General features: G+C 73.4%; 18 protein-coding genes. 5 read left to right on the top strand and 13 right to left on the bottom strand.

What is annotated here, in order from left to right; genetic code table 11:
* Nucleotides 1-15 precede the first annotated feature (15 nt).
* The 7 genes from ACFP1Z_RS18850 to ACFP1Z_RS18820 all read right to left on the bottom strand — a co-directional run bounded on the left by ACFP1Z_RS18850 (nt 16) and on the right by ACFP1Z_RS18820 (nt 8,129).
* A complete protein-coding gene (locus ACFP1Z_RS18850; RefSeq protein ID WP_390317613.1) occupies nt 16-1,260 on the bottom strand; it encodes an alanine racemase in 1,245 nt (414 codons plus the stop codon).
* Between the two features lie 55 nt (nt 1,261-1,315).
* Nucleotides 1,316-1,906, bottom strand: coding sequence for a GNAT family N-acetyltransferase (locus ACFP1Z_RS18845; RefSeq protein WP_390317612.1), 591 nt, complete (start codon nt 1,904-1,906; stop codon nt 1,316-1,318).
* A gap of 260 nt (nt 1,907-2,166) precedes the next feature.
* Complete coding sequence (locus tag ACFP1Z_RS18840; RefSeq protein ID WP_390317611.1) at nt 2,167-3,606, bottom strand: pyridoxal phosphate-dependent decarboxylase family protein; 1,440 nt, start codon at nt 3,604-3,606, stop codon at nt 2,167-2,169.
* Nucleotides 3,603-4,955 (bottom strand): diaminobutyrate--2-oxoglutarate transaminase family protein, encoded by a 1,353-nt coding sequence (locus ACFP1Z_RS18835; protein ID WP_390317610.1) that lies wholly within the window; start codon nt 4,953-4,955, stop codon nt 3,603-3,605. The genes ACFP1Z_RS18840 and ACFP1Z_RS18835 overlap by 4 nt, the downstream gene beginning before the upstream one ends.
* Before the next feature lie 140 nt (nt 4,956-5,095).
* Nucleotides 5,096-5,956 carry an ABC transporter ATP-binding protein gene (locus ACFP1Z_RS18830; RefSeq protein WP_390317609.1) on the bottom strand — a complete coding sequence of 287 codons (861 nt, stop codon included), beginning with the start codon at nt 5,954-5,956 and terminating at the stop codon, nt 5,096-5,098.
* Complete coding sequence (locus tag ACFP1Z_RS18825; RefSeq protein ID WP_390317608.1) at nt 5,953-7,029, bottom strand: FecCD family ABC transporter permease; 1,077 nt, start codon at nt 7,027-7,029, stop codon at nt 5,953-5,955. The genes ACFP1Z_RS18830 and ACFP1Z_RS18825 overlap by 4 nt, the downstream gene beginning before the upstream one ends.
* Before the next feature lie 71 nt (nt 7,030-7,100).
* Nucleotides 7,101-8,129 (bottom strand): FecCD family ABC transporter permease, encoded by a 1,029-nt coding sequence (locus ACFP1Z_RS18820; RefSeq protein ID WP_390317607.1) that lies wholly within the window; start codon nt 8,127-8,129, stop codon nt 7,101-7,103.
* 108 nt (nt 8,130-8,237) lie between these two features.
* Here ACFP1Z_RS18820 and ACFP1Z_RS18815 point away from each other — a divergent pair, with 108 nt between their 5' ends.
* On the top strand, nt 8,238-9,254 hold the full coding sequence (locus ACFP1Z_RS18815; RefSeq protein ID WP_390317606.1) for an ABC transporter substrate-binding protein: 1,017 nt from the start codon (nt 8,238-8,240) through the stop codon (nt 9,252-9,254).
* Nucleotides 9,255-9,333: 79 nt separating this feature from the next.
* On the opposite strand, the gene ACFP1Z_RS18810 is transcribed toward ACFP1Z_RS18815, so the two are convergent.
* On the bottom strand, nt 9,334-10,170 hold the full coding sequence (locus tag ACFP1Z_RS18810; protein WP_390317605.1) for a (2Fe-2S)-binding protein: 837 nt from the start codon (nt 10,168-10,170) through the stop codon (nt 9,334-9,336).
* Between the two features lie 333 nt (nt 10,171-10,503).
* Here ACFP1Z_RS18810 and ACFP1Z_RS18805 point away from each other — a divergent pair, with 333 nt between their 5' ends.
* Nucleotides 10,504-11,424 carry a helix-turn-helix domain-containing protein gene (locus ACFP1Z_RS18805; RefSeq protein ID WP_390317604.1) on the top strand — a complete coding sequence of 307 codons (921 nt, stop codon included), beginning with the start codon at nt 10,504-10,506 and terminating at the stop codon, nt 11,422-11,424.
* Between the two features lie 18 nt (nt 11,425-11,442).
* Here ACFP1Z_RS18805 and ACFP1Z_RS18800 read toward each other — a convergent pair whose 3' ends face one another.
* Nucleotides 11,443-13,848, bottom strand: a complete 2,406-nt coding sequence (locus ACFP1Z_RS18800) for an ATP-binding cassette domain-containing protein (protein WP_390317603.1) — start codon at nt 13,846-13,848, stop codon at nt 11,443-11,445.
* Between the two features lie 340 nt (nt 13,849-14,188).
* On the bottom strand, nt 14,189-14,686 hold the full coding sequence (locus tag ACFP1Z_RS18795) for a hypothetical protein (protein ID WP_390317602.1): 498 nt from the start codon (nt 14,684-14,686) through the stop codon (nt 14,189-14,191).
* A 318-nt stretch (nt 14,687-15,004) separates the two neighbouring features.
* On the opposite strand from ACFP1Z_RS18795, the gene ACFP1Z_RS18790 reads away from it, so the two are divergent.
* Nucleotides 15,005-15,535, top strand: coding sequence for a DUF4253 domain-containing protein (locus ACFP1Z_RS18790; protein WP_390317601.1), 531 nt, complete (start codon nt 15,005-15,007; stop codon nt 15,533-15,535).
* A 160-nt stretch (nt 15,536-15,695) separates the two neighbouring features.
* Nucleotides 15,696-16,352, top strand: coding sequence for an HdeD family acid-resistance protein (locus ACFP1Z_RS18785; protein ID WP_390317600.1), 657 nt, complete (start codon nt 15,696-15,698; stop codon nt 16,350-16,352).
* A 238-nt stretch (nt 16,353-16,590) separates the two neighbouring features.
* On the opposite strand, the gene ACFP1Z_RS18780 is transcribed toward ACFP1Z_RS18785, so the two are convergent.
* The 3 genes from ACFP1Z_RS18780 to ACFP1Z_RS18770 form a co-directional block, all read right to left on the bottom strand.
* Nucleotides 16,591-18,123 carry a carboxylesterase/lipase family protein gene (locus tag ACFP1Z_RS18780; protein WP_390317599.1) on the bottom strand — a complete coding sequence of 511 codons (1,533 nt, stop codon included), beginning with the start codon at nt 18,121-18,123 and terminating at the stop codon, nt 16,591-16,593.
* Nucleotides 18,124-18,234: 111 nt separating this feature from the next.
* A complete protein-coding gene (locus ACFP1Z_RS18775) occupies nt 18,235-19,401 on the bottom strand; it encodes an alpha-hydroxy-acid oxidizing protein (protein ID WP_390317598.1) in 1,167 nt (388 codons plus the stop codon).
* Between the two features lie 74 nt (nt 19,402-19,475).
* Nucleotides 19,476-20,753, bottom strand: a complete 1,278-nt coding sequence (locus tag ACFP1Z_RS18770; RefSeq protein ID WP_390317597.1) for a beta-ketoacyl-[acyl-carrier-protein] synthase family protein — start codon at nt 20,751-20,753, stop codon at nt 19,476-19,478.
* Between the two features lie 248 nt (nt 20,754-21,001).
* Between ACFP1Z_RS18770 and ACFP1Z_RS18765 the strand changes: the two genes are divergently transcribed.
* On the top strand, nt 21,002-21,885 hold an 884-nt coding region (locus tag ACFP1Z_RS18765; protein ID WP_390317596.1), incomplete at its 3' end, for an AAA family ATPase.

Below are 21,885 nucleotides of genomic sequence, written 5' to 3'. Positions count from 1 at the left end.
TCGGGGCGGGGGCTGTCAGAGCATGACGCGGTCGGCGACGGGGTGGCCGAGGAAGGAGTGCATGGCGAACTCCCAGCCGTAGGAGCCCGCGTAGGGGAAGACGGCGAGGTCGCCGGCGCGGACGCGGTCGACGCGCACGTCGCGCAGGAGGGTGTCCTCGGGGGTGCACAGCTCGCCGACGAAGGTGACGCGGGTGTTCTCGGCGGCGGGCCGGGGCAGGTCCTCGGGCCAGGTGTCGACGGGCAGGACGGCGACGTTGTGGACGATGTCCCAGGAGGTGGGGAGCTGGAAGTGGTTGATGCCGCCGCGCAGGGCGGCGAAGGACTGGCCGTAGGAGTGCTTGACGTCGGTGATCTCGGCGGCGTACCAGCCGCAGTCGGCGACGAGGAAGCGGCCGGGTTCCAGGGCGACCTTGACGCCGTCGGGGACGGGGACGGCGGCGACGAGTTCGCCGAAGCGGGCCACGTCGAAGGGTTTCTCGCCCTCGAAGTTGACGCCGATGCCGCCGCCGACGTCGATGTGGCGCAGGTCGACGCCGTGCTCGGCGGCGGTGGCGACGCTCCATTCGACGCACCAGCGCACGTAGTCGGCGTGGGTCCCGGCGTCGAGGTTGTTGGAGGCGGCGTGGATGTGGAAGCCGATGAGGTCGATGCCGGGGAGCTGCTGGGCGGTGCGGACGGCTTCGGCGACGGCGTTCTCGGGGATGCCGAAGGCCGAGGGTTCGCCGCCCATGTGGAGCGAGCCGGTGACGGGGATCCGCGCGGGGTTGACGCGCAGGGCGACGCGGGCGGTGGTGCCGCGCTCCTGGGCGATGCGGCTGATGCGGTGCAACTCCAGGGGGCTCTCGGCGTTGATGGCCTCGGCGCCCGCCGCGACGAGCCCGGTCAGGACGGGCACGGACTTGGCCGGTCCGGCGGCGACGACGGGGGCGACGGTGCCGGAGGGGACGGGCTTGGCGGTGGTGGCGAGGGCGAGTTCGGAGAGCGAGGCGACCTCGAAGCCGTCGACGTGCGGGGCGAGGGCCTCGATGACGCCGGGGAAGGAGTTGGCCTTGACCGCGTAGTAGACGGCGGCCCAGGCGGGCAGGGCCTCGCGCAGTTCGCGGGCGCGGGCGGCGGCGATGTCGCCGTCGTAGAGGTAGGCGGCCAATGGGCGCTCGCCGGCGGCGAGTTCGTGCAGGCGGTGCCGTACCCGCTCGGGCAGGACGTCCTGGGGGTAGGTGGAGCGGGGTGCTGCGGACGGCGGGAGTTCTATGGACACGGCGCTGCCTTGCTGCGGTCGAGGGGACGGGGGTGCGGGGCCAAGGGGTGTGGGGTCAGGGGTGGCGCAGGGGGCGCACGATCATGGTGTGGGGGCGCCAGCCGGGGTAGGGCTCCATCGTGCCGACGGGGGTGAAGCCGTAGCGGATGTAGCGGTCGAGGACGAGGTCGTTGCCGTCGGCGACGAGGGCGGCGGCGCGTTCCTCGGGGCGGTCCGCGAGGAGGGTCTCCAGCAGGGTGCGGCCGATGCCGGTGCGCCGCCAGGGGGCGCGGACGAGGACTTCGCAGACGCCGAGGGTACGGGCGGGGTGTTCGCGGACGAACTCCGGTGCGGGCTCGGGGGTGAGGCCCTCCCACCACAGGGTGTCCTCGGGGAGGGTGTAGCCGTAGGAGAGGCCGGCGACCTGCTCGCCGTCGAAGGCGGCGACGAGGGCGAAGCCGGGGCGGTCGCAGTGGCGGGCGAGGCGGTCGGCGATCGGGGGGTCGTTGTGGTCGCTGAGGGCGAGGGCGTGGGCGTAGACGTCCTCGTAGGCGCGGACCCACGCGTCGAGGCGGTGCCTGGCCGACGGACCGTCGAATCGCTCAAGGCACAGGCCGGTCGGGTTCGTTGCGGACGGTCTGGATATACCGGCGGTGTTCGTGGTCATGGTTCCCCCTGGGAGGCCCGGGGTGTCCGGCGGTCGGAGGGGGTGACCGCCGGACACCCCAGGCAGGTTAGGCGAGGCTAAGCTAATTCATCTGGGTGGCTTTTCCAAGCCATGGCGCGTCCGCGCTCAGCGGGCTCGACGAGCTCCGGTGGCGTCCGGGTGGCGCCCCGAAGGGCACGGGACGGCCGGGTGGTGCGGCTCCGCCGCGCGGGCGCGGCCGCCACGACGCATCCGCAGATGACGTACCGGCCGCCCAGCGCTCAGCGGCTGCGCGCACGCTCGGCGACCAGCTTGAGCAGGGTGTCGAGCCCGTCCGCGGTGGTCTGCGGGTGCAGGAGGGTCACCTTCAGCCACAGTCGCGTCGTGCCGTCGTCGTCGGGCACCAGGGCGCGGCCGAGCACCGCCTGCCCTTCGGCGAGCAGTTCGCGCCGTACGGCGGCGACGAGTTCGTCACCGGCCTCGCCGCCGAGCGTGTCGGCGGCCACCGGCCGGAACAGCACCGTGCTGATGCCGACTTCGCCGGAGCGGCGGCGCAGCGCCGGGTGCGCGTCGACGGCGCCGGCGAAGTCCGCCGCGGTCGCCACGCAGTGCTCGACGGTGCGGGCCAGTCCCCGGCGGCCGAGGGCGCGCAGGGTCGCGGCGATCTTCAGTACGTCGGGGCGGCGCGAGGTGCGGATGGAGCGGCCGAGCAGGTCCGGCAGTCCGGCCTCGGTGTCGTCGTCGGCGTTGAGGTAGTCCGCGGTCAGCGACAGCGGTTCCAGCAGGGAGGCGTCGGCGACGGCGAGGACTCCGGCGGCGACGGGCTGCCAGCCCAGCTTGTGCAGGTCGTAGGTGACCGACACCGCGTGCTCGATCCCGGCGAGGCGGGGCGCGAGGCGTTCGCTGAACAGCAGGGGTCCGCCGTAGGCGGCGTCCACGTGCAGCTCGGCGCCGAAGGTGCGGGCCACGTCGGCGAGTTCGGGCAGGGGGTCTATCAGGCCCTCGTCGGTGGTGCCGGCCGTGGCGACCACCAGGGCGGGTCCGCCGCCGCTCTCGGCGAGCGCCCGGTCCAGGGCGGCGGGGCTCATCCGGCCGCCCGGGCAGTCGACGAGGACCGGGGTGGGCAGGCCGAGCATCCAGGCGGCGCGGCGCACGCTGTGGTGGGCGTTGGCGCCGACGAACACCTGCAGGGGGCGGGCGCCGGTGGCGCGGGCCCGTTCCCGGGCCAGCAGCAGGGCCACGAGGTTGGACTCGGTGCCGCCGGAGGTGACGACCGCGTCGGGGCCGGGCCGGCCCGCGTACACCAGGCGGGCGAGGGCGGCGGTGACGTCCTCCTCGATGACGGCGGCGGCGGGCGCCTGGTCCCAGGAGTCCATCGAGGGGTTGAGCGCGGAGGCCACCAGGTCGGCGGCGGCCGCGACGGCGAGCGGCGGGCAGTGGAGGTGGGCCACGCAGTGCGGGTCGGAGGGGTCGGCGGCGCCCTCGGCGGCGGCGCGCGCCACCCCGTACAGGGCGTCCTCCGCGCCGAGGCCCTCCTCGGGCAGGACCGGGGAGCACAGGGCGCGGGTGCGCTCGGCCACCTGCTCGGGGCCGCCGGCGGGCAGCGGGCCGCCGCGGGCGGCGGCGCCCTCGGCGAGCGCGTCGAGGGCGATCTCCGTGAGGCGGCGCAGGGCGTGGGGCTGTGCCGGGTCGGCGACGGCGTCGGGGCGGATCTCGGTCACGCGGCACGCCCCTTGGCGGCCTCGGCGGCGGCCTCGGCGATGCGGCCGAGGACGGAGTCGGCCTGCTCGTCGGTGAGGACGAGCGGGGGCAGCAGGCGCAGTACGGTGTCGCCGCGGCCGCCGAGTTCGAGGATCAGTCCGCGCTCCAGGCAGGCGACCTGGAGGGCGCGGGCGAAGACGGGGTCGCCGGGGCGGGAGCCGAGTTCGTCCGCTTCGGCGTCGGGGTCGACGAGTTCGGCGCCGATCATCAGGCCGCGGCCGCGCACGTCGGCGAACTGCGGGTACTGCTGAGAGAGTTCGCGCAGTCCGGCGCGGATGCGCTCGCCGAGCTTCGCGGCGTGTTCGGCGAGCTGCTGCTCGGCGATCGTGCGCAGGGTGACCTCGCCGGCGGCCATGGCGAGGGTGTTGCCGCGGAAGGTGCCGGTGTGGTCGCCGGGCTGCCAGGTGTCGAGGTCGGGGCGGTAGGCGATGAGGGCGAGCGGGAGTCCGCCGCCGACGGCCTTGGAGGTGACGAGGATGTCGGGGGTGACGCCGGCGCGTTCGCAGGCCCAGAAGGTGCCGGTGCGGCCGATGCCGGTCTGCACCTCGTCGATGACGAGGAGGATGCCGTGCTCGGCGGTGATGCGGCGCAGCTCGCGCAGCCAGGAGTCGGGGCCGGGGACGACGCCGCCCTCGCCCTGGACGACTTCGAGGATGACGGCGGCGGGCTTGCCGACGCCGCTGCTGGGGTCGGTGATGTAGCTCTCCATCAGCCGGGCGGAGAGCCGGCCGGCCTCCTCGGCGCCGACGCCGAAGGGGCAGCGGTAGCCGTAGGGGTAGGGCAGCCGGGTCACCGGCTGGGCCTCGGCGGGGCCGAAGGCGGCCGGGCCGCGCCGCATGCGGCCGGGGCCGGAGACGGAGGAGGCGCCCAGGGTCATGCCGTGGTAGGCGCCGGTGAAGGCGAAGACGCCCTGGCGGCCGGTGGCGGTGCGGGCGAGTTTGAGGGCGGCCTCGACGGCGTCGGTGCCGGCGGGGCTGCAGAAGTGCAGCTTGGCCTGCTGGTTGAGGGTGCCCGGGAGCCGCTTGAGGAGTTCCTCGCTGAAGGCGTCCTTCTGCGGGGTGATCATGTCGAGGGCGTGCAGCGGGGCGCCGGAGGCGAGGACCTGCTGGAGGGCGGCGACGACGTCGGGGTGGTTGTGGCCGAGGGCGAGGGTGCCCGCGCCGGAGAGGCAGTCGAGGTACGTACGGCCGTCGGCTCCGGTCACCTGCGCGCCGGAGGCGGCGACGGGCGCCACGGGGATGGACCGGGCGTAGGTGCGGGCAGCGGACTCACGTTGCGCCTGTCGGTCGAGGAGACGAGTACGCAGCATGGGGGAATCCTTCGGTCACGAGCGGGGGTTGGCAGGCACTGCAGTCGGGTGGTGGGGGGCGATTTCTCGCCACCCCCATCCGACTTAGGTAAGCCTAACCTAGTGCGCTGTGAGGGCAACCCCCGCGGACGTGGGGTGCCTCACGCCCCGTCAACGGAGGGCGCGTCGTGGCGGCTGAGCGGGATCACCAGCGGGGCGCCGGTCACCTCGTCGAGCCGCACGCGGGCCCGTAGCCCGAACACCTCGCGCACGAGCTCCTCGGTCAGCACCTGCCGGGGCGCGCCCTGGGCGACCACGCGCCCGTCCTTCATCGCCACCAGCCGGTCCGCGTACCGCGCCGCGAGCGAGAGGTCGTGCAGGACCACGACCACGGTGCGGCCCGTCGTCAGGTGCAACTCGCGCACGAGGTCGAGGACTTCGATCTGGTGGGACAGGTCGAGGTGGTTGGTCGGCTCGTCCAGCAGCAGCAGCGGCGTCCGCTGGGCGAGGGCCATCGCGATCCAGGCGCGCTGCCGCTGCCCGCCGGAGAGCTCGTCCAGCGTGCGCTCCGCCAGCTCGTACATCCCCGTGGCGCGCAGCGCCTCCTCGACGGCGCTCTCGTCGTCCGAGGACCAGCGCCGGTACCAGCTCTGGTGCGGATGGCGGCCGCGCGCGACCAGGTCGGCGACGCTCAGCCCCTCGGGGGCGGCCGGCGACTGCGGGAGCAGGCCCACGCGTTCGGCGACCTCCCGCGTGGGGATGCGGTGGACGGGCCTGCCGTCGAGCAGGACCTGTCCGCCCGTGGGTTTCATCAGCCGGCCGAACGCGCGCAGGAGCGTGGACTTCCCGCAGCCGTTGGGCCCGATGATCGCCGTGAACGTCCCGTCCGGAATGTCCAGGTCGAGTGCGTGGACGACGGTGCGGTTCCCGTAGGAGAGCGTCAACGCCTCCGCGCGCAGCCGCACTTCGGGGCGGCCCGCGGCCGGAGCCTTCGGGGTCGCGATGCGGGTGGTGTCGGTCATGACGTACGGGCCCTTCCGCTCCGGATCAGCAGGTACAGCAGGTAGGGGGCGCCCAGCGCCGCGGTGAGGATGCCGACGGGCAGCTCGACGCTCCCGAAGGCCGTCCGCCCCAGGACGTCCGCCCACACGGTCACCGTCGCGCCGATCACCGCCGAGGCAAGCAGCGGTGGCGCGCCGGTGCGCGACAGCCGCAGGGCGAGCTGCGGGCTCGCCAGGGCGACGAACGCGATCGGGCCGGCGGCCGCCGTCGCGGCGGCGGTCAGCAGCACGGCCGTGAACAGCAGTGCCGCGCGCGTCGCCGTCATCCGTACGCCCAGTCCGCGCGCGGTGTCCTCGTCGAAGACGAGCGCGCCGAAGGGGAAGGACAGCAGCAGGGCCAGCGGCATGAGCACCAGCAGCGCCCACATCGTGGGCTTGAGGGTGTCCCAGTTGGCGCCGTTGAGGCTGCCGTTGAGCCACCGCAGGGCGCGCCCGGCGTCGACGATGTCGGCCTTGAGCAGCAGCCAGGACAGCGCGCTGGTGAGGAAGGCGTTGACGCCGACGCCGACCAGCAGCACCCGGTAGCCCGACAGTCCGCGCCGCACGGCCAGCAGATAGACGACGGCGGCGGCGAGCAGGCCGCCGGCGGTCGCGGCGACGGGAACGCCGACGCCCGCCAGCGTGCCGCCCACGGCACCGTTCGCCCCGCCGAGGACGATGACGCCCACCGCACCCACCCCCGACCCCGCCGTGATGCCCAGAACGTCCGGGCTGGCAAGGGGGTTGCGGGCCAGGCCCTGCAGGATGGCCCCGGCCATCGCGAGCGCCGCGCCGACCAGCAGCCCGGTCAGGGCCCGGGGCAGACGCAGCTCGGTGACCACCATGCGGCCGGCCTCGTCGCCGCCGCCCAGCAGCGCCTTGGCGACGTCGCCGACCGGGATGGGCACGTCCCCGCGCGCACAGTCGACGACGACCGCGAGGAAGAGCAGGCCCAGCGCCAGCAGCGGCACGAGCAGGGTGCGCGGCCGCCACACGGCGGAGACGGGACCGGCCCGCAGGGGCGTACGCCCGGGGACAAGTGTCTTTCCGGCCACTGACTTTCCCGCTGTCTTTCCTGCTGTCTTCCCCGCTGTCTTTCCGGCCACGGCCGGGGTGTCCGTACGGCTCATATCCTCACCGCCTCGCGGCGGCGCACCAGATGGATGAAGACGGGCGCGCCGATGATGGCCAGCATGATGCCCACCTGAAGTTCGCCCGGGCGTGCCACCAGCCGCCCGAGGGTGTCCGCCGTGAGCATCAGGACCGCGCCGAGCAGCGCCGCCTGGGCGACGATCCAGCGGTAGTCGGGGCCGGAGAGGTGGCGGGCGATGTGTGTGCCCACCAGTCCGACGAACCCGATGGGCCCGCACACGGCGACGGCCGTTCCGGTCAGCAGCGTGATCGCGGCCATCCCGACGGCCCGGGTCAGCCCGACGCGTACGCCCAGCGTCCGCGCCACGTCCTCACCCAGCGACAGGGCGTTGAGTCCCGAGGTGTTCAGCGCCGCCAGCAGCAGCCCCACCCCGATGAACGGCAGCGCCTGCAACGTGAGATGGAGGGGCTGGCCGCTCACCGAGCCGACCGTCCAGAACCGGTAGGTCTCCAGGGCCTGGCGGTCGAAGAGCACCATCCCGGCGGTGAGCGCGGTGAACAGCGCGTGCGCGGCGGCTCCGGCGAGGGCGAGGGTCACGGGTGTCGCCCCGCCCTTCGCGAGGGCCCCCACCGAGTACACCGCGGTTCCGGCGATCGCCGCCCCGAGGAAGCCGAACCAGACATAGCCGTACAGGCTGCTGACGCCGACGAGGAACAGCGAGGCCACGACCCCCATGCCGGCCCCGGCGCTGATGCCGAGCACCACCGGGTCGGCGATGGGGTTGCGGGTGTGTCCCTGCATCAACGCCCCGGCGGCGCCCAGCGCCAGACCGGCGACGAGCGCGGTCACGGTCCTCGGCAGGCGCAGCGAACGGACGATGATGTCCCCCTCCAGGCCGGAGGCGTGCCACAGTCCGTGCCAGACCTGTGCCGGACTGAGTGGTTCCGCGCCGAGCGCGATGCTCAGCGCGACCGCCACCAGCAGCAGCCCCAGCAGGGCAACTGTCCATATTCGCCGCTTTTTTCCCCTGTCCGACGCGACCTGCCTGGTCCGTCTCGTCACGGGTGGCGCAGGTAGCGCTTCGGTCACGATCCCCTCCACGGCGCATTTTGGATACTTAGGCGAGCCTATCCTTAGAGGTGCAACGCGCTACAGAAGGGACCCCCGCCGATGAGAGCCCGCTGGATCGGCCGTTTCCGCCGACAGGTCGGAGTCGCCGCCGTCACCGCAGGTCTGCTCGCCACTGCCGCCTGCGGCGGCGGCAGCTCGGACAAGGATACGGACGCCAAGAGCGACAAGAGCCCGGCCGCCGTCGGCGCCGCCTTCCCGCGGACCGTCGAACACGCCATGGGCAAGACGGAGATAAAGAAGGCTCCCAAGCGTGTGGTCGCCCTCGACATGACCTTCGTCGACGCCACCCTGGCCCTGCAGTCCAACCTCGTGGGCTACACCACCTTCTCCTCCCCCGACGAGAAGCTGCCCGCCTACTTCGGCGGCGACACCGCCAAGTTCGCGGCCGAGGCCACCCCCGTCGGCACGCTGGAGGAGCCCAGCCTGGAGAAGATCTACGCGCTCAAGCCCGATCTGATCCTCTCGGCCAAGGTCCGCCACGAGAAGCTGTACAAGCAGCTGTCGCAGATCGCGCCGACCGTCTTCACCGAGGACACCGGCGCCACCTGGAAGGACAACCTCAAGGTCGTCGGCAAGGCCCTCGGCAAGGAGAAGCTCGCCGACGAGAAGATCGCCGCCTTCGACAAGCGCGCGAAGACCGTCGGTGACAGCGTCCGCGCGAAGAAGGGGTCCAACCCCTCCGTGTCCGTCGTCCGCTTCCTCGACGGCCCGACGCGCCTGTACAAGGAGGACACCTACATCGGCGGCATCGTGAAGGACCTCGGCTTCGACAAGCCCGAGGACGCCAAGGGCACCGGCTTCAACGCCGACATCTCCGAGGAACAGATCAAGAAGGTCGACGCGGACGACATCTTCGTCACCGTCTACCCCGACCCCAAGGGCGCGGGGCAGAAGAGCAAGGAGAAGTTCCAGTCCAACCCGCTGTGGAAGCAGCTCAAGGGCCAGGTCCACGAGGTCGACGACGTCACGTGGATGCTCGCCGTGGGGCTGTACGGCGCGAACTCCGTCCTGGACGACGTCGCCAAGACGTACGGGGTGGACGCGGCCCGCGCCTGACCCCTCACGCGTCAACGGCGAGGGCCGGAACTCCTTCGAGGAGTTCCGGCCCTCGCCGTTGCTGTCTTCGGTTCGGAGGCTATCCGCAGGTGCGGCGCGGGCACGTGGCGCACAGCTTCTGCGGGGTGACGGTGTACCACAGGCAGCAGTTGACCCGCGTGCGCGTGGCCTCCGTGCCCAGGCCGGACTCCTCCTCCCCGCAGGGGCGGAAACCGGCCGCGCCCACGTACGGGGCGGTGCCGCCGGGCAGCAGCGCGTCGGCGTCCCGCACCGCGCGGCCCTCCTGCCCCAGGGTCCGGCCCAAGTACCAGATGCCCTCGGCGAGTTCGTCCGTGGCCAGCCCCCACACCGCCCGGGGCCCCCGGCGCAGCAGCGGGCGGAACGCCTCCAGCACGGGCCCGAGGTGGGCGGCCACCGCGCTGCGCAGCTCCGCGCGCAGCTCCTCCTCGTCCGCCGCGACCCGCACGCCCGGCGCGCCCGCCACGCGGTCGCCCGGCAGGCAGGTCAGGGCGGAGGGGTCCACGGTGAGGGTGGCCGAGGACTCGTCGTAGCCGATGCCTCCGGGCGCGAGCCGGGGCACGCGCCGGTCGAGGAACCAGGGGCCGCTCATGGCCACGGTGGCGAAGAAGGCGTACTGGTGCAGCACTTCGAGGGCCGCGACATCGCGCCGGGGGTCGGTCCCGTGGGCGTCGCGCATCCGCCGCCCGGCCACGTCGACGAGCCATTCGCGCAGCGCGGCGTCGTTCACGAGCCGTTCGCCAGTGACCTGTTCTCCGCTCGCGCAAGGCCGCATCTCGACCCGGGCGAGCGGACTCAGTGCCTCGCCCAGGCGCGCGTAGGTCTCCTGGAGAGCCTTGTCACGGGCCGACGGCCGGCGTACACCGACCGTTTCGGGAACAGCGACCGCGATTGCCACGGAACCCCCACCGGATGAGTTCGACATCGACACAGATACCGAATAGGTAAGCCTTACCTTAACAGTATCCATGCGTGCTGCGGGAGATCACAGCGGGGTTCCGGGGCGCGAGCGAGACCGGAATCACACGCCGGTGGCACCGGATCCGCCGCGAGGACCGCGCGCCGCGCGCGGACCACCTCACCCCCGACGAGGTGGTCCCCACGCGGCCGCGCGGCCGGGGAGGGCGACGCACACGACGTTAACGGGGGCCTGTGGTCACGGGATTGGAAAAATGTAGGATCGGCGGTACGGGGAAATCCGGTGTTCTGCGCTTCCGGAGGGAGCCGTGGCATGGACGACCAGACAACGGTGACCGCCCTGCCGTCGTCCGATACGGCCGAACTCGCCTCCCGTACCCCGCATCCCCTGCTCGCCGGCCACGCCGTGGGCTACACGGGGCAGGACTTCCAGTTCTCGCAGCCGCTCCTGCGGCGGGTGACGGCACTCGCGACGGTGGTCGTCGTCATCGACTTCGAGCACCCGGACCGGCACTACGTCACCGACGCCGCAGGGCGCACGCCGAGGACCCTGCTCTCCCCGGTGACCGGGCTGACCGACCGGCCCACGGCGATCCTGCAAGGCGGACACGAGTACGGCCTCACGGCGGTGTTCACACCGCTGGGGGCCCGAGCGCTGTTCGGCCTGCCCCTGAGCGAACTGGCCAACAGGAGCGTCGGGCTGACCGACCTGCTGGGCGCCGACGGCAGACGGCTGACCGAGCGGCTCGCCGAGGCCCCCGGCTGGGCGGCCCGATTCCGGCTGCTGGACGACTACTTACTGGCCCGCATCGGCTCGGGACCGGAACTGCCCGTGCCGGTGCGCCACGCCTGGCACCAGCTCACGGCACTCTCCGGGAACGTGACGATCGGCGCGCTGGCGGACGAAGTGGGCTGGTCCCGGCAGCACTTGAACGCACGCTTCCGCCAGGAGACGGGACTGTCCCCCAAGACCGTGGCCCGTATCACCCGGCTGCAGCGGGCCGTCTCCCTCATGCACGCCGCCGGACCGCGCTCCTGGGCCGAGACCGCGGCGCTGTGCGGCTACACCGACCAGCCGCACCTCAACCGGGACTTCCGGCTGCTGACCGGCCATGCGCCGGGCGCCTTCCACGAGCTGACCGGAGACTGGAGCGGCGTCGTCATGGGCGACCCGCGCCTGTACACGGTCGATCCGGGATACCCCCGGCTGGAGAGGCCGGACCGGGGGGCGTAGGGCCTGCCCCCGCTTCGGTCAGGCGTCGACGTAGGCCGCCAAGTGCTCACCGGTGAGGGTGGAGCGGGCGGCGACGAGGTCGGCGGGGGTGCCCTCGAAGACGACCCGGCCGCCGTCGTGGCCCGCGCCGGGCCCGAGGTCGATGATCCAGTCGGCGTGCGCCATGACCGCCTGGTGGTGCTCGACGACGATGACCGACTTGCCGGAGTCCACGAGCCGGTCGAGCAGGCCGAGCAGTTGCTCGACGTCGGCGAGGTGCAGACCTGCCGTCGGCTCGTCGAGGATGTACACGCCGCCCTTGTCGGCCATGTGTGTCGCCAGCTTCAGGCGCTGCCGCTCGCCGCCGGACAGCGTGGTGAGCGGCTGGCCCAGGGTGAGGTAGCCGAGCCCGACGTCGGACAGCCGCCGCAGGATCCGGTGGGCGGCCGGGGTACGCGCCTCACCGGCGCCGAAGAACTCCTCGGCCTCGACCACCGGCATCGCGAGCACCTCACTGATGTCGCGGCCGCCGAGGCGGTACTCCAGCACCGAGGCCTGGAACCGCTTCCCCTCGCACTCCTCACAGGGGGCGGCGACCCCGGCCATCATCGCGAGATCGGTGTAGACGACGCCGACGCCGTTGCACTCGGTGCACGCGCCCTCGGAGTTGGCGCTGAACAGCGCCGGCTTGACGCCGTTGGCCTTCGCGAACGCCTTGCGTACCGCATCGAGCAGTCCGGTGTACGTCGCCGGGTTGCTCCGCCGCGAACCGCGGATCGGGCCCTGGTCGACCGACACCACGCCCTCGTGCGACGCCCCCGACGGTCGGCACAGCGAACCGTGCACCAGCGAGCTCTTGCCGGAGCCGGCGACGCCGGTGACGACGGTCAGGACTCCGAGCGGGATGTCGACGTCGACATCCCGCAGGTTGTGCGCCGTCGCACCGCGGATCTCCAGCGTGCCGGTGGGCTTGCGCACCGTCTTCTTCAGGGCGGCCCGGTCGTCGAGGTGCCGGCCGGTGAGAGTACCGCCGGCCCGCAGCCCCTCGACGGTGCCCTCGAAGCAGACGGTGCCGCCCGCCGTACCGGCACCGGGCCCGAGGTCGACGACATGGTCGGCGATCGCGATCACTTCCGGCTTGTGCTCCACGACGAGCACCGTGTTGCCCTTGTCCCGCAACCGCAGCAGCAGCTTGTTCATCCGCTGGATGTCGTGGGGGTGCAGCCCTGTGGTGGGCTCGTCGAAGACATAGGTGACGTCGGTCAGCGAGGAACCGAGGTGGCGGATCATCTTGACGCGCTGCGCCTCGCCGCCCGACAGCGTGCCCGACGGGCGGTCGAGCGAGAGGTAGCCCAGCCCGATCTCCACGAACGAGTCCAGGGTGTGCCGCAGCTTGCCGAGCAGCGGGGCCACCGAGGGCTCCGTGAGGCCATGGACCCACGCGGCCAGGTCGCTGATCTGCATCGCGCAGGCGTCGGCGATGCTGACGCCCTCGATCTTCGAGGAGCGGGCCCCCGCGCTGAGCCGGGTCCCCTCGCACTCGGGGCAGGCGGTGAAGGTGACCGCCCGGTCCACGAACTCCCGCACGTGCGGCTGCATCGCCTCACGGTCCTTGGAGAGCATCGACTTCCGGATCCGCGGGAGCAGCCCCTCGTAGGTCATGTTGATGCCCGCGATCTTCATCCTGGTCGGCTCGCGGTGGAGGAAGTCGCGCAGTTCCTTCTCGGTGTACTCGCGGATCGGCTTGTCCGCGTCGTAGAAACCCGACTCGCTGTAGAGACGGTAGTTCCAGCCGCCCGCCTTGTAGCCCGGGATGGTGAGCGCGCCTTCGGCCAGCGACTTGGAGTCGTCGTACAGCTGGGTGAGATCGAGGTCGGAGACCTCGCCCCGGCCCTCGCAGCGCGGGCACATGCCGCCCGTGCGGTTGAAGGTCACCTTCTCGGCCTTGCGCGCACCCCGGTCGACGGTGATCGCGCCGCTCGCCCGGACCGAGGGGACGTTGAAGGCGTACGCGCTGGGCGGGCCGAGGTGCGGCTGCCCGAGCCGGCTGAAGAGGATGCGCAGCATCGCGTTGGCGTCGGTGGCGGTGCCGACCGTGGAGCGGGGGTCGGCGCCCATCCGCTGCTGATCGACGACGATCGCCGTCGTCAGCCCGTCGAGGACGTCGGCCTCGGGCCGCGCCAGGGTCGGCATGAAGCCCTGCAGGAAGGCGCTGTAGGTCTCGTTGATCAGCCGCTGCGACTCCGCGGCGATCGTGTCGAAGACCAGGGAGCTCTTGCCCGAGCCGGAGACGCCGGTGAACACCGTCAGCCGGCGCTTCGGGATCTCGATGCTCACGTCCTTGAGGTTGTTCTCGCGCGCGCCGTGCACGCGGATCACGTCGTGGCTGTCGGCAGCGTGCTGCTGCGCGGACGCCCGCGTACGGGTCCTCGGGGCCGTGCTCATCGTCTCTCCATCTGTCGGGCGGTCCGTGATCCGCCTTCCGCCTCACCGGCGGTGCCGGCTGCGGGCGCGCTCGGTGCGAGAACCCAGGCATCCTAAGCGGGCGGCGGGCGCGGTGCGAAAGGTCCTTGGACCTGGAGGGCCACGCGGAACGTCCCGCCACCCGATGCCGTGATCACGGCCGGGGCCCCGTCGGGGAGCCGCTGGGTGCCCCGGCGCGACCGGTGCGGCTCCGGCTCCCGGGCCCGGCCGACGCTGCCGGCGCTGCCCACGCTGCCGACGACGGCCCAGGACGGTACTTCCCGCGCCGACCGACGGCGCCGGCCGCGCGCCCCGCCCTCCCTCAGGTGATCACCAGCGTCGTCGGGCCGTTGATCACCTCGACGCCCTTGTCCGTGAGACAGCCCAGCGGGTCGAGGGTGAGCTGCGCCCCGGGAGAGCCCACCGACTTCCCTTCGTACTTCCCCTCGACCACGGTCCCCTCGACGAGGGAGACGACCTCACCGCCTGCCGCCTGGACGAGGTGGCGCGTGCGGTAGAGCACCTTGCTGTGTTCGCCGGTGTTCCAGGTGACGAGCTCCACCGCCGTGGCGTCGATCGAGACACAGCCGGCCTCCCCGCCGCCCTTGATCACGGACTTGGCCCAGGTGATGCGGGGGTCCGTGCCGGTGCAGGTGTACCCGGCCCAGCCGCTGATGTGCGAGTGCCGGGTCCGCAGGGTCAGCCCCGGCTCGAAACGGACGACGGCGCTGCCCGCGCAGGCCACCAGGGCTCGGGACCTCTCCCCCGGATGGGCCGACGCGGGGAGCACCGCCCACCCTGTCGCCAGGGCCGTGGCCACGGCAACACACCCCAGGCTCCTGCGCCAAGAACGCTTCATATCCACCCCTGTCACCACGAGAACGGCACACCGACCGGCATCCTGCCCTCTCCCTGCGCCCCGCCCGAGGGTTTCCCCCAGGAAGGCACACGCGACCGCAGCGTTCACCTGCCGCACGGCGCCATGGGCACCCCACGCGCCCCGGGGCGCACGAAGGCACGACAGCGGCTGAACACAGGCCACTTGACGGGGCATCCGCGACGGCCGGTACGGGCTCGTCACCGCCGAGCTCTGGGCCCGGCTGCTCGCCGAGCCCCGTACCGGCTGCACCCCGAGGCGATGTCGTCGCCCGACGACCACAAGCCCGCCGACGTGCTGGAGGAGTGGTGGGAGCGGTACGCCGCCGATGAAGTCCCTTCCGACATCGCGCCGTTCGGGCGCGCTTGGCCAGATCTCGCCCCCGGTATCAGGCCGGACATCGACCCCGATCGGGCAGCCGTCGACTACGCCCGGGACTTTCTCTCGCGTCGCCCCCACGCGCGCCTCGGCCTCGTCGCCGCCGCCTCGGGCGCGTACGCGCTCACTACGGCGGGCTGGTCCGGCCCCATGAACCATGAGAACGACACCGCCAGGTTCTCCGCCGTCGTCCGCGACTGGGAGGAGCACTTCGGCGCCCGCGTCGTGGCCGTCGGCTTCGACACCCTGTATCTGAGCGTCGCCGCTCCCCCGCTCTCGGCGGGCGACGCTCTGCTCCTGGCCGCCGAGCACTTCGCCTTCTGCCCGGACACCCTGTGGCAGAGCTGCCACACCCTCGCCGACCACGCCGGACGTCTCATGGGCGCCGGCCACTGGGAATTCTGGTGGGACTGAGGCGGCGGTGGTCCCGAGTGTCGCCCCGTGCCGATGTGTGCGAGCCTGGGGTGAGGTGTGAGGCGTGGCCGAGGAGCGCCCGATGCCGGGTGCGGGGCCGGGGCCGATCGCCCAGGGGGTCCGGCTGTAGTCACCTTGTTGCACGGGGAGGCCGAGTGCCATGAGTTTCTCCCCCGATGACCCGCACGGCGAGTTGTACGGCCGCCTGGGTCTTCTCGCGAACGCCGGCTGGCAGGTACTGCTGAGCGCCGGGGTGGCGTCCATCGCGCTGGGTGTGGTGGTGCTGGTGTGGCCGGCGCGCACCCTGACCGTGGTGGGGGTGCTGTTCGGCATCTATCTGCTGGCGATCGGCGCGTTTCAGCTGGCGGGCGCCTTCGGGGCGCACATCCCGGGCCATATGCGGGTGCTGGGGTTCGTCAGCGGTGGACTGTGCGTGCTGCTGGGGCTGTTGTGCTTCCGGGGGCCGGCGCAGTCGCTTCTGCTGCTCGCGTTGTGGATCGGTTTCGGCTGGCTGATGCGCGGAGTGATGCTGACGGGTGTCGCGCTGTCCGCGCGGGTGCTGCCGGCCCGGGGCTGGCAGGTGTTCCTCGGGATCGTCAACTTCCTCGCGGGCATCGTGCTGATCGTCTCGCCGTTCCGGTCGCTCGGGGTGCTCGCGCTGGTGGCGGGAATCCTGTTGATCGTCATGGGAGTTGTCGAGGTGGTCCACGCGATCCGGCTGCGGAAACATCTGACGGGACGCCCGGCGTCCGGTGCGCAGTCGGCCGACGAGGGGCGCGGTCCGGGGCACACGGGGCATCTGCGCGGGGTCGCGTAGAGCGAGGGTCGCGTAGGGCCGGGGCGCGGGGGCCGGGGGCGGGCCGGGGCGCGTACGGGCGCTCCGGCGCGCACCCGGCACGGGGAAAGGATTCAACCACTCCGCTTGTGCGGCGTTCCGGACGGGCATGCTCCCCTCGGGGCTGCTCTGCCGGGGTGCAACGGCCGTCCTCCGCCGCCCCACCCCGGCAGGCATCTCCTTTCGCGCGCCGGCCTTTTCGCGCCGGCGCGGGCGCCGGTCAGCCGCCCAGCAGCGGCAGCGCCGCGAACGGATGCCCCTGCCAGATCCCCCGCGACGCCTCCTCCGGGTATCCGGTCACCGTCGGTCGCGCGTCGAGGACGCGCGTCAGGCGCTGCTCCGCGTCGTAGGCGGGCCAGCCCGGGTCGCCCGTGGCCGCGAAGGCGGCCCAGGAGGTACGGAAGCGGGCGGACAGCTCCTCCGCCTCCGGGGAGGGCTCGGGCCCGAGGAGGAGACGGCCCGTGTCGGAGGCGAAGGTGCCGAAGACGAGGGGCACGTCCAGGCCGTGGCAGGCGCCGAGGGCGCCGCCCTGGGCGGGGGCGGGCCACGTGAGCTCGTAGAGGTACGCCCGGCCGCCGCCCGCCGCGTGTGCCTCGGCGAGGTGCAGTGAGGGCATGCGGAACAGCCAGTCGGACCAGACGCGTTCGAAGAGCAGGTCGGGTCCGGCGGCGGGGTACGCCTGCCGGTAGGCGCGTTCCCCGTCGGGGCCGGGTGCGAAGGCGCGCAGGGCCGCTGCCGCCTTCTCGTCGTCGATTCCGGCGAGGATGCCGGTCGGCACGAAGAACAGCCGGCACTCGTCGCGGTTGTGGCCGGCGAGCAGTTCGACGTCGCGGGCGGCGCCCCGGGCCAGGGCGGTCCAGGGCGTCTCCGGCAGGACGTCGCCGTCGACGACGGGCGCGAAGGGCATCGCGGTGTGCGCGTACGCCCCCCAACGGTCCTCGTGCTGGAGCATCTTCATGGTGAGGCCGTCCCCGGCGCCGGTCAGCCGGCGCGGTTCCACGGCGGAGAGGCCCTCGACGGTCGCGGGCAGGCCGAGTCCGGCGGCGAGGGCGGTGCCGACGTCGCGGGCCAGTTCCGGCGAGAGATACGGGCCCGGCGCGCTCTGGGCGACGGCCCGCCGGAACAGGCCCGCCGCGCGCGGCATGGCCAGCAGCGCGGCGACGGATCCGGCTCCGGAGGACTCGCCGAAGACGGTGACGTTCCCGGGGTCGCCGCCGAAGGCCGCGATGTTCTCCCGCACCCACTCCAGGGCGGCGACCTGGTCGAGCAGGCCCCGGTTGTCGGGCGCCCCCTCGATGTGGGCGAAGCCCTCCATGCCGAGCCGGTAGTTGAGGGTGACGACGACGAGCTCGCCGTCGCGGGCGAGGCGGGAGCCGTCGAAGTCGGAGCTGCCGGACCAGCCCACGACGTAGGCTCCGCCGTGGATCCACACCATCACGGGCCGCCGGGCCGCCGGATCGGCCTGCGGGGTCCAGATGTTGACGGTCAGCCAGTCGTCACCGTTCAGGGTCTCCGGGGGCCCGGGCATCGGGGTCGTGCCCTGCGGGGCGGGCGGGCCGAAGGCGTACGCCTCGCGCACCCCGTCCCAGGGGCGTACGGGCCTCGGTGGCGCGAATCGCGCGTCGCCGACGGGCGGCTGGGCGTACGGGACGCCGCGGAAGACGGCCAGGCCGTCCTCGTGGCGGCCCCGCACCGTACCGGACGCGGTACGGGCCTCGGGCACGGCGGGTATCCCGGACTCGGCTGCGGTCATGGGCAACTCCCCTCGGGGCAGCGGCTGTCGGACACCATTGTGGACCAGGCCCTTTCGGCACTTCAGGGCAGGGGTGCCCCGCCCGTACCGCGTGTGAGCGCGCCGCCCCCGCTACGGCACCCGCCGTGCCCCCGCCGCGCGCAGTGCGGCCGGGCTCGGATGGCCGTCGACCGCCATGAACAGGTCCAGTTCGGCCAGCAGGGAGCGCAGTTGGTGGACGAGGCCGTCGGTGCCGCCGACGGCGAGGGCGTAGGCGTAGGGCCGTCCGATGCCGACGGCGGTGGCGCCGAGGGCGAGGGCCTTGGCCGCGTCGGTGCCGCTGCGGACGCCGGAGTCGAAGAGGACCGGCAGGCCGTCGGCGGCCCGTACGACCTCGGGCAGCAGGTCGATCGCGGGGATTCCGCCGTTGGCCTGCCGGCCGCCGTGGTTGGAGCAGTAGATGCCGTCCACGCCGTGGTCGCGGGCGCGGCGGACGTCGTCGGGGTGGCAGAGGCCCTTGACGAGGAGGGGCAGCCGGGTGAGGGAGCGCAGCCAGTCCAGGTCCTCCCAGCGCAGGGCGTTGCCCCAGATGCCGGTCCACTCGCGGACCGCGGCCCTGGGGTCCTCCTCGGGGGAGCGGTCGAGCCGGGCCCGGAACGTTTCGTCGCTGAAGTAGTTGGCGAGGCAGTGGCCGCGCAGCTGGGGGAAGTTGCCGGTGTTGAGGTCGCGGGGGCGCCAGCCGGCGGTCCAGGCGTCGACGGTGACGACGATGCCCCGGTAGCCGGCCCGTTCGGCGCGCCGTACGAGGCTCTCGGTCAGGTCCTTGTCGCGCGAGGTGTACAGCTGGAACAGGCCGGGGGTCGTCCCGGCGTGCGGGGCGACCTCCTCCATCGCGTCCATGGTGAAGGTCGAGGCCACCATCGGCACGCCCGTTCTCGCCGACGCCTCGGCGGTGCGGATGTCGCCGTGGAAGTCCTGGGAACACAGTCCTATCACCCCGATCGGGGCCAGGAACAGCGGGGAGGGCAGGTCCATGCCGAACAACGGGACGGACAGGTCGCGCTGTTCGGCCCCGTTCAGCATGCGCGGGACGATGCCCCAGTGCTCGAAGGCGCGGGCGTTGGCGCGCTGGGTGTGCTCGTCGCCGCAGCCCCCGGCGACATAGGAGTACACCCACGGCGGCAGGGACTCGGCCGCCTTGCGCTCCAAGGAGGCGAAGTCCACCGGGTACTTCGGCGTCCGTCCTTCGAGGGCGTCGAGGTAGATCTCGTACTGGAAGTCCCCGAACTGCTGTGACACGGTGAGAGGCTCCAATCGTGGCGGTCCGTCACGGAATGTGCGTACCGGCGCGGGGCGCGCGCCCGCCGCCCCCGTCAGCCGGCCGTACCGCGCCCGAACACCAGCGACACATTGTGCCCGCCGAAGCCGAAGGAATTCGCCAGTGCGTGCCGCCAGTTGCCGGTGCGGGCGGTTCCGGCCGCGATGTCAAGGGATATTCCGGACGCGAGGTGTTCGAGGTTGCGGGTGGGCGGTACGGCACCGTCCCGCAGGGCGAGGAGGGCCGCGAGCGCGCCGAGGGCTCCGGAGGCCCCGAGCAGATGGCCGGTCATGGACTTGGTGGCGGTGACGACCGGGTGTGTGCCGATCGCGGTGGCGATCGCCTCGGCCTCGGCGAGGTCGCCCTGCGGGGTGGAGGTGGCGTGCGCGTGCACGTGGCCGATGTCGGAGGGGGCCAGGCGCGCGTCGCGCAGGGAGAGCTCGATGGCACGTATCTGTCCCGCCGTGTCGGAGGCGGTGATGTGTGTGGCGCTGGAGGTGGTGCCGGCGCCGAGGAGGGTGCCGTGCGGGGCGGTGACGCCGCGGGCCCGCGCGTGGCCGGCACGTTCGAGGACGAGGACGGCGGCGCCCTCGCCGAGCACGAAGCCGTCGCGGGCGGCGTCGAAGGGGCGGCACGCGTGCTCGGGGTCGTCGTTCGCCGTGGACAGCGCCATCATCCGCGCGAACGCGGCCAGGGGCAGCGGCAGCACGCCCGCCTCGGCCCCGCCCGCCACGACCATGTCCACGCGGCCGGAGCGGATCAGGTCCAGGCCGAGCGCGAGGGCCTCGGCGCCCGAGGCGCAGGCGCTGACGGGGGCGTGCGCGCCGCCGCGCGCGCCGAGGTCCATGCTGACCCAGGCGGCCGGGCCGTTGGCCATCAGCATGGGGACGGTGTGCGGGGACACGCGCCGGGGGCCGGCGTTCTCCCGGGTCCGCTCCTGGGCGAGGAGCGAGCCGATGCCGCCGATGCCGGTGCCGATGGCGACGGCCAGCCGTTCCGGGTCCGTGCCGGGTGTTCCGGCGTCGGCCCAGGCCTCGCGGGCGGCGACGAGCGCGAGTTGCTCGCAGCGGTCCAGCCTGCGGGCCTCGGTGCGGGCCAGCGATGCGGCCGGGTCGCAGGGGAGCGTGGCGGCGATACGGACGGGCAACTCCCGTGCCCAGTCCTCGGTCAGCGCGCGGACGCCGTTGCGCCCGGCGAGCAGGGCGGACCACGTGGATTTCGCGTCGGCGCCGAGGGGGGTGAGGGCGCCGATTCCGGTGACCCATACCTCGTCGGTGGCGGCGGGCGCGGCGGCGGTCGCGTCGGTGGCGGCGTGGTCGATTGCGTGGTGCATGCGGCGGGACGCTAGCCAGGGGATTCGCGCGTCGGCAAACCCCTGACGGGGGTCCGGGTTCCCTTGCCCGGGGGCGGTAGGGGACCCCTACGGGCCCTGGGGCGCGCGGCCGGCGGGGTCGTGGCCGCGCGCGGTTCCAGCAGATGTCCGGACTACCGGCATGCGCTGTTTCAGGGGACCCGTGTTTTCATCTACGGGCTCGTGTGACGCGGCCGCCGGGCGGCGGCCGTACCGAAGGGGAAGGGCCGGTGAGGACGGTGGAACGGGACGAGGCGCGCACCCTGCTCCGGGAGCTCCTCGCCTCGGCGGCGGGCGGCTCGGGCCGGGCCGTCCTCGTCCTGGGGGCGCCCGGGGCGGGCAGGACCACGCTGTTCCGGGACGTACGGGCCGCGGCCGCGGAAGCGGGGGCGACGGTGCTCGCGACGGCGGGGGCTCGGGCCGAACGGGGGCTGCCGCTGGGCCTGGTGGGTCGGTTGTTCGCGGGGACGGGCGGGCCCGCCGGGCCGTTCGGGGCACCGCTCCCGGCGGACGCCGGGGAGTCCGGCTTCGTGGCCGGAGAGCCCGGTCGCGACGGCACCCGGCCCCCCGCCGCCGCCCACTCCGTCCACCGCCACGTCCACGAACTCGCCGCGCGGGCCCCCGTCCTCCTGCTCGTCGACGACGTGCAGGACAGCGATCCGGCCTCGCTGGAGTGCCTGCTCCATGTCGTGCGGCGGCTCGCGGGCGAGCGCGTGCTCGTCGTACTCGGCGGGAGCGGCGGGGAGCCGGCGGTCACGTCGTCGCTCACGGCCGAGTTCCTGCGGACACCGGGCTGTGAACTGGTGCGGCTGACGCCACTGGACGTGCCCGCCGTCGCCGCGCTGCTCGCTCCGCGCCTGGGCCGGGCACAGGCGCACGCGGCCGCGCCCGCGTGGCAACGGCTCACCGGCGGCAGCCCATTGCTGCTGCACGCGCTGATCAAGGACACCGACGCGCTCCCCTCCCCCACCTCCGAAGCCCCCGGCACCCGCCAGGCACAGGCACACACGGCCACCCCCGCACGGCAACAGCCCACCGGCGGCAACCCGTCGCTGCTGCACGCGCTGGACGAGGGCACCGACACGGCCCTCTCCCCCCCCCCCCCCGCCCCCGC

The sequence above is a fragment of the Streptomyces gamaensis genome (genome assembly GCF_042656465.1).
In the GTDB taxonomy this organism is placed as follows: Bacteria; Actinomycetota; Actinomycetes; order Streptomycetales; family Streptomycetaceae; genus Streptomyces; species Streptomyces gamaensis.
Note: the sequence above shows the minus strand (reverse complement) of the source record. Positions and strands in the feature narration are given on the sequence as shown.

Coding starts and splice junctions, on each gene's coding strand:
- ACFP1Z_RS18805 (WP_390317604.1), top strand. CDS start 10,504: ATGGACGACCAGACAACGGTGACCGCCCTGCCGTCGTCCGATACGGCC.
- ACFP1Z_RS18780 (WP_390317599.1), bottom strand. CDS start 18,123: ATGACCGCAGCCGAGTCCGGGATACCCGCCGTGCCCGAGGCCCGTACC.
- ACFP1Z_RS18770 (WP_390317597.1), bottom strand. CDS start 20,753: ATGCACCACGCAATCGACCACGCCGCCACCGACGCGACCGCCGCCGCG.
- ACFP1Z_RS18815 (WP_390317606.1), top strand. CDS start 8,238: ATGAGAGCCCGCTGGATCGGCCGTTTCCGCCGACAGGTCGGAGTCGCC.
- ACFP1Z_RS18800 (WP_390317603.1), bottom strand. CDS start 13,848: ATGAGCACGGCCCCGAGGACCCGTACGCGGGCGTCCGCGCAGCAGCAC.
- ACFP1Z_RS18785 (WP_390317600.1), top strand. CDS start 15,696: ATGAGTTTCTCCCCCGATGACCCGCACGGCGAGTTGTACGGCCGCCTG.
- ACFP1Z_RS18830 (WP_390317609.1), bottom strand. CDS start 5,956: ATGACCGACACCACCCGCATCGCGACCCCGAAGGCTCCGGCCGCGGGC.
- ACFP1Z_RS18845 (WP_390317612.1), bottom strand. CDS start 1,906: ATGACCACGAACACCGCCGGTATATCCAGACCGTCCGCAACGAACCCG.
- ACFP1Z_RS18835 (WP_390317610.1), bottom strand. CDS start 4,955: ATGCTGCGTACTCGTCTCCTCGACCGACAGGCGCAACGTGAGTCCGCT.
- ACFP1Z_RS18790 (WP_390317601.1), top strand. CDS start 15,005: ATGTCGTCGCCCGACGACCACAAGCCCGCCGACGTGCTGGAGGAGTGG.